The organism is Deinococcus budaensis (assembly GCF_014201885.1).
GTDB classification, from domain to species: domain Bacteria; phylum Deinococcota; class Deinococci; order Deinococcales; family Deinococcaceae; genus Deinococcus; species Deinococcus budaensis.
Window position 1 is genome coordinate 1 of the sequence record NZ_JACHFN010000019.1, and the last position, 12554, is coordinate 12554.

The following is a 12554-nucleotide window of genomic DNA, read 5'->3' on the forward strand; positions in this document are numbered from 1 at the left end:
CGTGCGGGAGTAGCTCAGCTGGTAGAGCACTACCTTGCCAAGGTAGATGTCGCGAGTTCGAATCTCGTCTCCCGCTCCATCCCCCCGCCCCCACCCCCCGGTGGGGGCTTTTTTTCATGCCCCGCGCCGTTGAAGTGTTGCCTATGCGGCGGCTGCGGAGATTGGTCCCGGCGCATGTATCTGCCGTCTTTCAAGGGCCTGAAGCGCATCGGGCAAAATACAGAGATGTTTGAATTTGAAATTCAGCGGCGTGACGGCCGTGCGCGAACCGCCACCTTTCTGACGCCGCGTGGTGAGGTGAAGACCCCCATGTTCATGCCAGTCGGAACCCAGGGGTCGGTTAAAGGCATCAGTCCGCAGGAGCTGAGCGACATCGGCTCCCAGATGATTCTGGGCAACACCTACCACCTGATGCTGAGGCCTGGTGAAGCCCTGGTCGCGGCCCACGGTGGACTGCCCGGGTTCACCGCCTACCCAGGTCCCTTTTTGACGGACTCCGGCGGCTTCCAGGTGATGAGCCTGGGTCATATGCGGAAGATCACCGAGGAGGGGGTGACATTCAAAAGCCATCTGGACGGCAGCTTGGTGACATTGACGCCGGAGCGCAGCATTGAGGTTCAAGAGGCGCTGGGCGCGGACGTGATCATGGCCTTCGACGAGTGCCCGCCTTATCCGGCCGAGCGCGACTACATCGGGCGCAGCCTGGAAAGGACCATCCGCTGGCTGGAGCGGTGCCAGACGGTCAAGACCCGCCCAGATCAGGCTCTCTTTGCCATCGTGCAGGGCGGGGTTCATCAGGATCTGCGGCAGCGCAGCTTGGACCTGACCTTGCCTGTCGGCACGCCGGGCTTTGCCATCGGTGGTCTGGCGGTCGGGGAGCCGAAAGACCAGATGTTTCCGGCGGTAGCCTTTACGGCGGAGCGGCTTCCGGAGCACAAACCGCGTTACCTGATGGGCGTGGGCCATCCAGAGGATCTGGTGGCGGGCATTGCCCTGGGCATCGACATGTTCGATTGCGTGTACCCCACCCGGACAGGCCGCTTCGGCTACGCGCTCACGGATGACGGGCGGCTGAACATGAATTCCAGCGCTCCGCGTCGCCAGTTGCAGCCCCTTGACGCCGACTGCGACTGCTACGCCTGCCGCCACTACACCCGGGCCTACCTGGCGCATCTGGTGCGGGCCGAGGAGATGCTGGCGCCGCGAATGCTCTCGCTGCACAACCTGCGCTACCTGCACCGCTTGGTCGAGCGCGCCCGGGCCGCCATAGCGGAGGGGACCTTCCAGAGTTGGGCCGCAACCTGGTCCCAACGCTACTTCAAGGCGGGAACGCCACTCTGGTTTGAGCAGGCCCTGTCTCTTGGTGCCCAGGTGCAACGGACAACTGATTAATCTCAGGTGATGAAGTTCGGCCCGCCATGCACTATCAAAAGGGCGCGCTGTCTTCATTCTGCGTTCCTGACGTAAGTTCATTGCCCTCGCTTCTTGAAAGTCGGAGAGGTGGCCTGCTATGGCTCTCTCCTTCACAGATTGATCAGAAAGCAGGCGATCTGGCCTAATCGGGCCGTTTATGCCTGTCTCAGGGTTGACCCATACTTCTTCACGCTTGTATCATCTGCCTGATCTGACTGTTCCAAAGCCACAGGCGGCGGGGGGTCAGGTTGCGCGGAAGAACGCGGAAGGTGAACTGCTCCGGGAGAGGAAACTCGGCAACTCGCCCCACCGTCTACTCCAGTACCGGAAGTGCTTCGGACGCGCGACGCTTTGGGGGTTTTATGAAGAAGAGCATGTTCGTTCTGACGGCCGCACTGTCGTTCGGCGTCGCCATGGCCCAGACGGCGCCTGTCGCCCCGGCCACGCCCACGACGGCTCCGGCAGCGGCGCCCCAGGTGCCCGCGCTGACCGACGTTCCCGCCGGTCACTGGGCCAAGGACGCCATCGACCGCCTGGTGAGCCAGGGCATCATCCTGGGCTACCCGGACGGCACCTACCGCGGCACGCAGAACCTCACCCGCTACGAGGCCGCCGTGATCATCGCGCGCCTCCTCGACCAGGTCCGCCAGGGCCAGGTCAACCCCGGCGCCATCGACGCCGAGACCCTGACGGCGCTTCAGAACGCCATTCAGGAACTCGCCGCCGACCTGACCGCCCTGGGCGTCCGTGTCAGCGACCTGGAGGAGAACGCCGTCAACCGTGACGACTTCACCCGCCTGGAAGCCCGCGTGGAGGAACTGGCCGCCGCCAGCGGTGACGCCGCCGCCATCGCCGCCATCCAGACCCAGATCGCCGAGCTGACCGCCCGCGCCGACGAGTACGACACCCTGCGTGCCGACATTGACGACAACGCCAGCTCCATCGCGGCCCTGAACGACCTCACCGTGCTGCTGAACCAGGACATCCTGAACCTGCAAGACCGCGTGAGCGCCGTCGAGAGCGCCCAGGCCGACTTCGTGCAGCGCAGCGACTTCGACAACCTCGCGGGCCGCGTGAACACCATCGACACTCGCGTGACCACCCTGGAGAACGCGCCCAAGTTCAGCGTCGGCGGGACCATCGGCGCCAACTACGGCCGTCTGGCCCTGACCAGCCCAACAACTGGTGGCCAGAACTTCGACGTGGACCGCCTGACCGACGGCACCTTCGCAGCGGGCGTCTTCAGCAACCCCGACTACGGCGCGGATGTCTCTGTTGAGGACACGAACAGCAACTTCACCACCGGCAGCCTGACCTTCGGCGTGCGCGCCAGCAACCTGCGCACCACCAACGGCCAGATCGTGGTCAACAACGCCGCGCTCAACTTCGGCGTGGGCAGCGCGACGGGCGGCAACAACTTCCGTAACGTCAACGGCGGCCCCGGCTTGGTCAACCTGCGTAACGCGACCGCCGACGGGACCATCAACGGCCAGAAGTTCGATGTGACCTACCAGTCCTACGACAGCCTGTTCAAGTTCAGCGACTACCTGTTTAACAACAGCGCTGCCACCAGCAACAAGCGCCGCGGCGTGGTCATCAACCTGGAAGCGACCCAGCTCCCTCTCCAGCCCAAGCTTACCGTGGTCACCGGCAACGCCAACGGCGCTGGCGTCACGGGCATTGCTGGCAACGCAGGCGGCACCACGGCGACGGGCGCGACGGCCAACTACTTCGGCATTCGTGCAGCCGTCAAGCCTGCGGGCCTGGGTGATGTGGGCGTGTCCTTTGCCCAGGTCAACGGCAACCGTTCGGCCTTCGGCGTGGACTACAACGTCAATGTCGGCATCGTGAACGTCAAGGGTGAGGGCGTGGCGAGCATCCCGAGCACGGCGGGCAACTTCCTGACGGGCGGGGGCAACTTCCAGAACGTCTACCAGACGGCCGACGGCGCGTTCTACACCAACGTCACGGGTGACCTGGGCGTCGTCAAGTTCGGGGCGAACTTCCGCTCGATCAACCCCCTGTTCGACGTGCTCGACGGTGACGACAACATCATCCCCAACGCGGGGATGTCCACCGTCAGCAGCCTGCCTTACGAGGCTGGCTACACGGGCTTCGGCGCCGCGTTCGGCACGAACCTCGGCCCCATCGCCCTGGGCGTCTACGGCGACACCTACGTTCCGTTTGCCACGACCACCCCCCGCACCACCGCTTTCGGTGCCAAGGCGGGCGGCAAGCTCGGCGCGCTGGAGCTGGTGGGCTTTGCCAACCGCACCACGGTGAACAACAACCCTGTGCGCAGCGCGGATGACCGCGGCAACGCCGGAATGGGCATCGCCAACGTTCCCTACGACTACACCAGCACGGTCGGCGCTCAGCTGAAGCACGACGGCGCGGCGACGAACGCTCTGGTGAAAAACCTCAACTTCACCATCTCCAACGCCTACTACTACGTCGAGCCGCTGAACGAGTTCACCGCGTACGCTGACTACTCGGCGACCGTGGCGGGTGTCACGCTCCAGCCGCTGGTGCGCTACAACCTGCGCAGTGACCGCGACACCGCTGACCGCGCGGGCACCGACGAGACCACCAACACCTTCAAGTACGGGATCAAGGCCAGCACCGCGACCCTGACGGGCGTGCCGCTCCAGCCCAACCTGTACTTCAACTTCGCCAACCGCATCACCAACCCCGGCACCGCCCTGACGGTCGGCAACGGCACCACCACCGAGCTGCTCGGTCAGGTCGGCGTGGGCTTCAACCAGTTCCTGGTGCCCACCGGCACGGCCAAGATCGGGTACTCCTACTACCAGGGCTTTGGTGTGGAGCAGGTCGGGGCTTCGGTGGGTGCAGAGAACCAGGCGTTCAACGCTGCCGACAACCGCATCTACAGCGGGGTGGGCAACCAGAGCGGCAAGGTGGACGGCGTGTACGCCCAGGTGGGCTTCAGCGGCCTGAGCGCCAACTACGGCATCTTCCGCTACAACAACCTGACCCCCGGTGCCAACGCCGCCACCAACGTGGCGCAGGGCTTCCGCGTCAACTACACCTTCAACTTCTAAACCTTCCCTCTCAGGAGGCCCTTCGGGGCCTCTTTTTCGTTGTGCTGTGCGGGGCGGTACAGATGCCGGGCGCTACAATCGCGTCATGCTGGCTGTTTTTGGACACACCAACCCCGACACCGACGCGATCACCTCGGCCCTGGTTTACGCCCACCTGCTCGCCCGGCAGGGGGTAGAGGCGCGGGCCTACCGTCTGGGGGAGCTGAACTTCGAGACGCCCTTCGTGCTGCGGGAGGCCGGGCTGGAGGCGCCCGAGCTGCTGCCTGAGCTTCCGGCGGGAACGGCGGTCGCGTTGGTGGACCACAACGAGAGCGCCCAGTCGGTGTCCAACCTGAACGAGCTGACGGTCGTGCGGGTGGTGGACCACCACAAGCTGGGGGACCTGACCACCGCGCAACCGGCCTTTCTGCGCTTCGAGCCGGTAGGCTGCACGGCCACCATCCTGCTGAAGCTGCACCGCGAGGCGGGGCTGGCGGTCGAAAGGCCAGACGCCCGGCTGATGCTGAGCGCCATCCTGAGCGATACCCTGCACTTCCGCAGCCCCACGACCACGCCCGAAGACCGCGAGGCGGTGGCCTTTCTGGCGCCAATCGCGGAGGTGGAGGACGTGGAAGCCTACGCCCTGGCCATGTTCGCCGCCAAGAGCGACCTGGGGAACACGCCCGCCGAGACCCTGCTGAGGATGGACTACAAGGTTTTTCCCTTCGGGGATCCGGCGCAGCCCCAGACCGTGCAGAACTGGGGCCTGGGCGTGATCGAGACGACCAATCCGGGGTACGTGCTGGGCCGCCAGGCGGAGCTGCTGACCGCGATGGATCACGCCCGGGCAGAGGACGGCCTGAACGGGGTGCTGCTGTCGGTGGTGGACATCCTCAACGAGACGAACGTGACGCTGGTGCTGTCGGCCACCGAGGAGAAGGTGCTGCGCGAGGCCTTTGGCGTGGCGGTGGAGGACCGGCGCGCACACCTGGGCGGGCGCATCAGCCGCAAGAAGCAGATTGTGCCCGCGCTGGAGGCGTACTTCGCGCCGGAGAGCTGAGGGCGTGGCTGTGGAAGCACCTCTTGGTTTGACCTGCTCGGCGGTCGGGAGCTGCGCGCCTCCGCTGCGGCCATGACTGATCTGGACTGGCTGTTTGCGCGGCAACGCTTTGGCGTGCATCCTGGCCTGACGCGGGTCGCGGCGCTGCTGGGGCGCCTGGGCGAACCGCAGACGGCCTTCCGAACGGTTCTGGTGGGCGGCACCAACGGCAAGGGCAGCACGGCCGCCACGCTGGCGGGCATCCTGACGGCGGGCGGAGAGCGCAGCGGCCTCTTTACCAGTCCGCACCTGACGCGCTTTGCCGAGCGCTTCGTGGTGGCGGGCCAGGAGGTGCCGGAGGAAACGGTGCTGGAGGCCCTGGGACGGCTCCGGCCCCATGCCGAGGCGGTCGAGGCCTCCTTTTTCGAGATCGTGACGGCGCTGGGGTGCCTGCTGTTTGCGGGATCGGGCGTGACCACCGCCGTGATGGAGGTGGGGCTGGGCGGGCGGCTGGACGCCACCAACGTGCTTGACCCCGCTTTGAGCGTGATTACCGGCGTCGCCCTCGACCACACCGAGGTGCTGGGCGGGACGCTGGAGGCCATCGCCGGGGAGAAGGCGGGCATCCTGCGGGCTGGACGCCCGGCGGTGACTGGGGTGAGCGCCTCTGTACTGCCCAGGCTGGACGCGCAGGGCGCCGACCTGTGGGCGCTGGGGCGCGAGCTGACCCTGGAGGCCCAGTCCCTGGGCTGGGAGGGCTGGGAGGTGCAGCTGGCGCTGCCGCACACGCGCCTGCACTTCTGCACGCCGCTGCTGGGCGAGCACGGGGCGCGAAACGCGGCGCTGGCGGCGGCGGCGGCCTGGCGCCTGGGCGTGGGCGAACAGGCCATCCAGGCAGGCGCGGCGGGGGTGCGCTGGCCGGGGCGGCTGGAGGTGCTGCCCTGGCGCGGCGGGCGGGTCCTGCTCGACGGGGCGCACAATCCCGACGGGGCGCGGGCACTCGCCGCCGCGCTGCGCGGTCTGGGGGTGGAGCGCCTCCCCGTGGTCTTCGGCGCGGCGGGCGACAAGGACGTGGCGGGTGTGGCGGCGGCGCTACGGGAGGTGGCCTCCGAGGTGATCCTGACGCGGGCGGTCCTCAGCCCCCGTGCGGCTGACCCGGCCGATCTGGCGGCCCATTTCCAGGGACTGCCGCTGCGCCTGAGCGCGTCGCCCGCCGAGGCCCTGGCCCTGCTGCCGCCTGGGCTGGCGGCCGTGTGCGGAAGCCTCTACCTGATCGGAGAGGTCCGCCCACGGCTGCTGGGCGAGGGGGGAGAGGCGCGGGAGCGCTGGCAGTAACGGGCGGGCGGCGGCGGGGGCGCTACCCTAGACCCCATGAGCATGGACGAACTGAAACGCCGTCTGGCGCAGGTGAGCGACCTGCGCGCCGCCGCCGGACTGCTGTCCTGGGATCAGGAAACCCAGATGCCCCCGGAAGCCGCCCGGGTGCGGGGTTTGCAGCTGGCCACACTGGAGGGCCTGGCACACGAGCTGTTCACGGGGGCGCGAACCGGAGAGCTGCTGGTAGCCGCAGAGGGAATGGAGGCCGACGAGACGGAGGCCGCCCTGCTGCGCGTGACGCGGCGCGACCACGCGCGGGCCACCCGGCTGCCGACCGAGTTCGTCGAGGAAAGCGCCCGCGCCCGCAACGAGGCCCACCACGCCTGGATGGACGCCCGGCAGCACAGCCGCTTTGCCACCTTCGCGCCGCACCTGGAGCGGATGATCGAGCTGGCGCGGCGGCAGGCCGACTTGCTGGGCTACGACGAGCACCCTTACGACGCCCTGCTCGACGAGTACGAGCCGGGCATGCGGGCGTCTCAGGTGCAGCCGGTGTTCGCGGACCTGCGGGGCCGGACACTGCCGCTGCTGCGCCGCATCGTGGCGGCGGGGGACGCGGTCGACTACGGCGTGCTGACCCGGCCCTTTGCCCCGGAAGCGCAGAAGGCCTTCGCGTGGCGGGTGGCGGGGGAAGCCTTTGGCCTGCACGCCGGATTCGCGCGGCAGGACGAGAGCGCCCACCCCTTCCAGACCAACTTCAGCCGCTCGGACCTGCGCATCACCACCCGGGTCGAGGCGTACTGGCCCGCCTGCCTCTTCGGGACCTGGCACGAGACCGGGCACGCCATGTACGAGCGCGGCGTCTCGGAGCGCTGGGAGCGCACGCCGGTGTCACGCGGCGCCAGCCTGGGCGTCCACGAGAGCCAGTCGCGGATGTTCGAGAACCTGCTGGGCCGCTCGCTGCCCTTCTGGGAGCGCTACTTTCCGCTGCTCGCGGGGGCCGCGCCCGAGGTCACGGCAGGACTGGACGCGGCGGCCCTCTACCGCGCCGTGAACCGGGTGCGCCCCAGCCTGATCCGAGTCGAGGCCGACGAGGTCACCTACAACTTCCACGTGATGCTGCGCTTCGAACTTGAACTCGCCCTGCTGGAGGGCAGCCTGAGCGTGCGCGACCTGCCGGAAGCCTGGAACGCCCGGATGCAGGAGTACCTCGGCCTCACGCCGCCCGACGACGCGCAGGGCGTGTTGCAGGACATCCACTGGTCGGCCGGGCTGATCGGCTACTTTCCCACCTACACACTGGGCAACCTGCTGAGCGTGCAGCTGCTGGAGGCGGCCCGGCAGGACCCCGCCGTTGCCGCGGGTCTTCAACAGGCCGAGTATGGTCCGCTGCTCGGCTGGCTGGTCGAGCACGTCCACCAGCATGGCCGCAGCCGGACGCCCGGCGAGATCATCGAGAGCGCGACCGGCCAGGGCCTCAGCGCCGACCCCTACGTGGCCTACCTGCACGCCAAATACGGAGATATCTACAGCCTGAAGTGACCCCGGGGAGGCAGGCCGCGTCAGCGCGACGGACGCGGCCTGCTGGGACAAAGGCGGTGAAGGAGCAGCCTGCTCAGACGGCGTGCTTGCGCTCGGCCTGTGTGATCAGGTAGGCGCGGGCGGCGCCCAGCCAGGTCTGGGCCAGCGGGGAGTGGGGGTGCTGGCGGTCTTGCAGCGCCCGCAGGCCGATGCTGAGGTGGCGTTCGATGCGGCGCACGGCGCCCAGCCCGCCCTCGTTCTCGGCCTCGATCAGGGTGTTGAGGACGGTGGTGGAATGCACCTGACCGCTGCGGATACTTTCGGCGATGATGTCCAGTGCGCGCATGGAAATTCTCCTGGGACAGGGGGAGCCGCACTCGGCGGCCAGAAAGGAAAAAAGCGTCTGACGTTGACCCTGATGCTAGCAGGCGCTCTCGGCGTGAGCAAGAAGAGACTCCCTTTATTCTGTATTGACCGTACCGGAGGCCGGTGTTACACTCCGACTAGGAGTGCTCTTTTCTGCCCACAGGCAAACTCCACCGGACGTGGAGACGCACCGGGCAGGAGCGGGCAGCTCCAGGCGGCACGTACCCCCCGTCCTTCGCGCCTTTGCCGGGCGCCGGGCGGGTCTGGCGGGGCGCTGACGCCGCAGCCGAGGAGGTGAATATGAAACTGCACGAAAGACTCCGCGAACTGCGCAGCGAACGCGGGCTGCGGCTCAAGGACGTGGCCGAGACCGCCGGAATCAGCGTTCCTTATCTCAGCGATCTCGAACGCGGGCGCACCAATCCCAGCCTGGAGACCCTCCAGACGCTGGCGGGGTCGTACGCCATCACCGTTCACGATCTGCTGGAGGGCGTCGAGTTCTACGGCGACTCCACCGAGGGCGCGCTGCCCAAGGGCCTGGCGGACCTGGTGGCCGACCCGGCGCTGGGGGGCCAACTCACGCCCGACTGGGTCCGCACCCTGTCGCGCATCGAGCTGCGCGGCAAGCGCCCGCGCGACAAGGGCGACTGGTACGAGATCTACCTGCACCTCAAGCGCATCCTGGGCTGAGCGCCCTGCCACAATCCACAGCTGCCTGCATGGCGGGGCCGGAGCCGAGGGGTGTCCGGCCCCCGCTGTTTTTCTTTTCCGTGGCAGGCGGGCCGGAGTCAGGCGGCCCGTTGCCCGCTGCGGGTGAGCAGCAGGGTCCCCGCGCCCCAGGCTCCGCCCACCAGGGCAAACGTCAGCGCCAGCGGCGGCACGCTGAGGCTGGCGGCCACGACGCTCAGGCCGATCAAGGCGCCGACCGCGTCGGGGAGGGGCAGATGCAGGCGGCAGGCCAGGGTGCGGCCCGCGTCGTAAGCGCTGACGCTCAGGCCGGTCGCGACCAGCAGCAGCGCGAACGCGGTGGCAAACAGGGCGGGCACCAGCAGCCCGGTGAGCGCCAGCCCCAGCGCCGGGCCGACCAGGAGGGCCAGGGCCAGCACCCCCAGCGCCAGCGTCCGCACCGGCGCGTGCCGCTGGCGCCGCGCCAGCAGCGGCGCCGCGCCGGTCACGAACAGCAGGCCCAGCATGCCGCCGGTGAGCAGCACAAAAATCCGGCTCCAGGCGGCTCCGCCCAGCCAGCCCAGCAGCGGCCGGAACGCCGAGGCGGTGGCCAGGCCCAGCCCCGGCAGGCCGGAGGGGGGCGCGGTCTGGAGGGCGCCTGCGTCTCCGGGCGCGCGGCCCAGCAGGGCGTTGACCCGGCCCTCCACCTGCGCGGCGGGGTCGCGCTGCACGTCGCCGAACAGGGTGATCACCTCGCCCCCCACCCGAGCGCCCGGCTCCAGCCGCACGTCCCCGCCGATGGCGATCACGTTGCCCGCCACCGGACCGCGCACGCTCACGTCCTGCCCCACCGTCACCCCGCTGCGCCCAAAGGCCCCGTACAGCGGCGGCAAGGTCAGCACGGCGGCCAGCACGAAGGCCCCGGCCCCCAGCCGCTGCACGGCGGGGGTGGGCCGCCACGCGACCAGAGCGCTGACCAGCAGCAGCAGCACCAGCCCCACTCCGGCCAGCGGCGAAACCTGCGCCACCAGCGTTTGCAGCACGGTCGCGCCCGCCGCCAGGTTGGGCCAGGCCTGGGTGACCCCCAGCAGCGTCAGCCCGGCCAGCAGCCCGCCCACCAGCAGCAGCGGCGCGGGATTGTGAACAGGCCGGGGCGGGACCACGGCGGCGTCCGGGGGCGCGGCCTCGGCCTGACCCTCCCGGGCGATGCGCGAGGCGACGGCCCCCGCGACGGAGCGGGGCAACGCGGGCGCGGGCGCCTGCAACCGGGCCGCCCATCCGATCTCGGCGGGCAGGGCCGCCGTGAGGCTGTGGGGCAGGGCTGGGGCGGGCGCCTGCCCCAGAACCGCTGCCACCTGCACCCGTGCCGCCACCGCCGCCGCGACGCTGCGCGGCAGCGTGGGCGCCGGGAGCCGCGCGAGTTCACGGTCCAGCCTGACCTCGGCCACCACCCACGCGGCCACTCCGGCGCCGGGCCGTGGGGGGCCGGCAGGCGGCGCGGCCTGCATGCGGGCGCTCCAGGCGATCTCCGAGGCGACCTCGGCAGCCTGGCTCTGCGGCAGTGGAGGACGCGGCAGGGCCGTGAGGGCCGCCGTGGCCCGCGCCAGCTCCCGGCGCACCTGGGTCAGGGCCGCGTCGCTGTCCAGGGCCAGGAGCTGCGCCCGCTCGGCCGGGGTCACCTCTCCCTCGGCCTCGCGGTGCAGCAGGTCCAGCCAGACGGCACGCTCCACACCCATACGGTTTCTCTACGCTCGGCAGGCCCGCGAAGTTCCCGCCGCCTGCCTAGCCGGCCTGCCCGGGCGCGGCGTAGGTCCCGCTCTTGCCCCCGCTTTTGGCGAGCAGCCGCACGCCCGTGATCTCGATGGCCTTGCTGGCCGCCTTGAGCATGTCGTAGACGTTCAGCGCCGCGACCGTCACGGCGGTCAGCGCCTCCATCTCGACCCCCGTGGGGGCGGTCGTCCGCACGGTCGCCTCGATCCGCACGCCCGCCGCCTCGAGGGTGACGTAGACCTCCGCGCCGGTGACCGGAACCGGGTGGCACAGCGTGACGAGGTCGGCGGTGCGTTTGCTGCCCGCCAGCCCGGCCAGCCGCGCGACCGTCAGCGGATCGCCCTTGGGGTTGGTGCCCGCTTCCAGCGCGGCGCGGGCCTCGGGCGGCAGCCGCACCCAGGCCTCGGCAGTCGCCGTGCGCGCGGTGGCCGCCTTGCCGGTCACGTCCACCATGCGCGGCAGCCCGTCCCGGAAGTGGGTAAGTTCGGGCGTCTGCGCCGTCCCCACGGCCGTCTCCACGCCGTCCGCGCTCACCCTCAATCCTCGGGCAGCTTCAGGTCGCGCAGGGCGGCGAACGGCGTCTGCCGGGCATGGACCGTCCCCTCCGGGGTGCCCAGCAGGTCGTCAATCTCCTCGACCGGCACCTGAGCCATATGCTCGCAGGGTCCCTCGTTGAGGTCGTGACCGCACACCTGGCACAGGCCCAGGCAGTCCGGCGCGTGCAGCACGCTCAGCGGCGCGGCCAGCAGGGTCGTTTCGGCCAGGTAGGCGCTGAGGTCGAGGTCGGGGTCGCCGAAGACCAGGATCTCCTCGCCGGTGTCGGCCTCCTCCAAGTACGGCGCCTCGGCGGCAGGGTCGTAGCGCAGCAGGGTGCCCAGCTTGATCTCCAGCGGCACCTCCACCTCCCGCAGGCAGCGGGCGCACTCCATCACCAGGGTCGGCTCGAAGTGGCCCTGAAGGTACATCTCCTCGCCCCCCAGCGAGTTGACATCGGCCTCGAAAGGAGCGAGGCGCGCAAAGCGCAGCGTCTGTTCGGCGCCGCCCTGCTCGTAGCTGAGGTGGTCGAGGTTGCCTTCCGCGTGCGCGTCCGAGGACGTCCGCAGCAGCGAACCCAGGTGAATGCGGGGCGTGTCGCTCATCCGGCCATGATAGGACGCCCGGCGCACAGCGACCGGGGAAAGGACACGGTCGGCCGGGCAACCACAGAACCGCAACGTTCGCCCAGCCCCGTCCGGCGCCTCTCCTTCTGGGTTTCGCAAGTCTCCTTGAAGGGGGGCGAAAGAATCAGGCATCCAGAAGGCCAATTCCGCACCTCACCCGTAGAGCTGCTCGCAAAGGGGGTAAGGGGGACCAGCCCTTCTAAAACCGGACTTTGCGGTAGCTCTGACGCGGTCGGCTTGTCACGGTCAGCCCGGCGCGCA

The 12554-nt window shown here is 69.4% G+C and carries 10 protein-coding genes and 1 tRNA gene; 7 read left to right on the forward strand and 4 right to left on the reverse strand.

Translation table 11 applies throughout. The features are described from left to right. Positions 1 to 3 precede the first annotated feature (3 nt). The 6 genes from HNQ09_RS17035 (at position 4) to HNQ09_RS17060 (ending at position 8352) form a co-directional block, all read left to right on the forward strand. Positions 4 to 79 (forward strand) — tRNA-Gly (locus HNQ09_RS17035). Between the two features lie 146 nt (positions 80 to 225). Continuing rightward, the gene (gene tgt / locus HNQ09_RS17040) at positions 226 to 1392 is read left to right on the forward strand and encodes a tRNA guanosine(34) transglycosylase Tgt (protein WP_184031687.1); all 1167 of its coding nucleotides are present in this window, start codon (positions 226 to 228) and stop codon (positions 1390 to 1392) included. 395 nt (positions 1393 to 1787) lie between these two features. Continuing rightward, positions 1788 to 4475, forward strand: a complete 2688-nt coding sequence (locus HNQ09_RS17045) for an S-layer homology domain-containing protein (protein WP_343057912.1) — start codon at positions 1788 to 1790, stop codon at positions 4473 to 4475. A gap of 85 nt (positions 4476 to 4560) precedes the next feature. Beyond that, positions 4561 to 5514 carry a manganese-dependent inorganic pyrophosphatase gene (locus HNQ09_RS17050; protein WP_184031629.1) on the forward strand — a complete coding sequence of 318 codons (954 nt, stop codon included), beginning with the start codon at positions 4561 to 4563 and terminating at the stop codon, positions 5512 to 5514. Positions 5515 to 5586: 72 nt separating this feature from the next. Next, the gene (locus HNQ09_RS17055; protein WP_184031631.1) at positions 5587 to 6828 is read left to right on the forward strand and encodes a bifunctional folylpolyglutamate synthase/dihydrofolate synthase; all 1242 of its coding nucleotides are present in this window, start codon (positions 5587 to 5589) and stop codon (positions 6826 to 6828) included. A 36-nt stretch (positions 6829 to 6864) separates the two neighbouring features. Beyond that, positions 6865 to 8352, forward strand: coding sequence for a carboxypeptidase M32 (locus HNQ09_RS17060; RefSeq protein WP_184031633.1), 1488 nt, complete (start codon positions 6865 to 6867; stop codon positions 8350 to 8352). 73 nt (positions 8353 to 8425) lie between these two features. Here the strand turns inward: HNQ09_RS17060 and HNQ09_RS17065 are convergent, their stop codons facing one another. Continuing rightward, on the reverse strand, positions 8426 to 8677 hold the full coding sequence (locus HNQ09_RS17065; protein ID WP_184031635.1) for a hypothetical protein: 252 nt from the start codon (positions 8675 to 8677) through the stop codon (positions 8426 to 8428). Between the two features lie 320 nt (positions 8678 to 8997). Between HNQ09_RS17065 and HNQ09_RS17070 the strand changes: the two genes are divergently transcribed. Then, a complete protein-coding gene (locus tag HNQ09_RS17070; RefSeq protein ID WP_184031636.1) occupies positions 8998 to 9387 on the forward strand; it encodes a helix-turn-helix domain-containing protein in 390 nt (129 codons plus the stop codon). 98 nt (positions 9388 to 9485) lie between these two features. Here HNQ09_RS17070 and HNQ09_RS17075 read toward each other — a convergent pair whose 3' ends face one another. From HNQ09_RS17075 to HNQ09_RS17085, 3 genes are read right to left on the reverse strand one after another with little or no spacing between them, the layout of a single operon-like run. Continuing rightward, positions 9486 to 11099 carry a bactofilin family protein gene (locus HNQ09_RS17075; protein WP_184031638.1) on the reverse strand — a complete coding sequence of 538 codons (1614 nt, stop codon included), beginning with the start codon at positions 11097 to 11099 and terminating at the stop codon, positions 9486 to 9488. Positions 11100 to 11145: 46 nt separating this feature from the next. Then, complete coding sequence (gene moaC, locus HNQ09_RS17080; protein ID WP_343057915.1) at positions 11146 to 11667, reverse strand: cyclic pyranopterin monophosphate synthase MoaC; 522 nt, start codon at positions 11665 to 11667, stop codon at positions 11146 to 11148. A 2-nt stretch (positions 11668 to 11669) separates the two neighbouring features. After that, positions 11670 to 12272, reverse strand: coding sequence for a YceD family protein (locus HNQ09_RS17085; RefSeq protein WP_184031640.1), 603 nt, complete (start codon positions 12270 to 12272; stop codon positions 11670 to 11672). Between the last annotated feature and the right edge of the window lie 282 nt (positions 12273 to 12554).

What these genes read in the sequence shown, in the direction of transcription:
- tgt (WP_184031687.1), top strand. Translation starts at nt 226, where the DNA reads ATGTTTGAATTTGAAATTCAGCGGCGTGACGGCCGTGCGCGAACCGCC.
- HNQ09_RS17045 (WP_343057912.1), top strand. Translation starts at nt 1,788, where the DNA reads ATGTTCGTTCTGACGGCCGCACTGTCGTTCGGCGTCGCCATGGCCCAG.
- HNQ09_RS17050 (WP_184031629.1), top strand. Translation starts at nt 4,561, where the DNA reads ATGCTGGCTGTTTTTGGACACACCAACCCCGACACCGACGCGATCACC.
- HNQ09_RS17055 (WP_184031631.1), top strand. Translation starts at nt 5,587, where the DNA reads ATGACTGATCTGGACTGGCTGTTTGCGCGGCAACGCTTTGGCGTGCAT.
- HNQ09_RS17060 (WP_184031633.1), top strand. Translation starts at nt 6,865, where the DNA reads ATGAGCATGGACGAACTGAAACGCCGTCTGGCGCAGGTGAGCGACCTG.
- HNQ09_RS17065 (WP_184031635.1), bottom strand. Translation starts at nt 8,677, where the DNA reads ATGCGCGCACTGGACATCATCGCCGAAAGTATCCGCAGCGGTCAGGTG.
- HNQ09_RS17070 (WP_184031636.1), top strand. Translation starts at nt 8,998, where the DNA reads ATGAAACTGCACGAAAGACTCCGCGAACTGCGCAGCGAACGCGGGCTG.
- HNQ09_RS17075 (WP_184031638.1), bottom strand. Translation starts at nt 11,099, where the DNA reads ATGGGTGTGGAGCGTGCCGTCTGGCTGGACCTGCTGCACCGCGAGGCC.
- HNQ09_RS17085 (WP_184031640.1), bottom strand. Translation starts at nt 12,272, where the DNA reads ATGAGCGACACGCCCCGCATTCACCTGGGTTCGCTGCTGCGGACGTCC.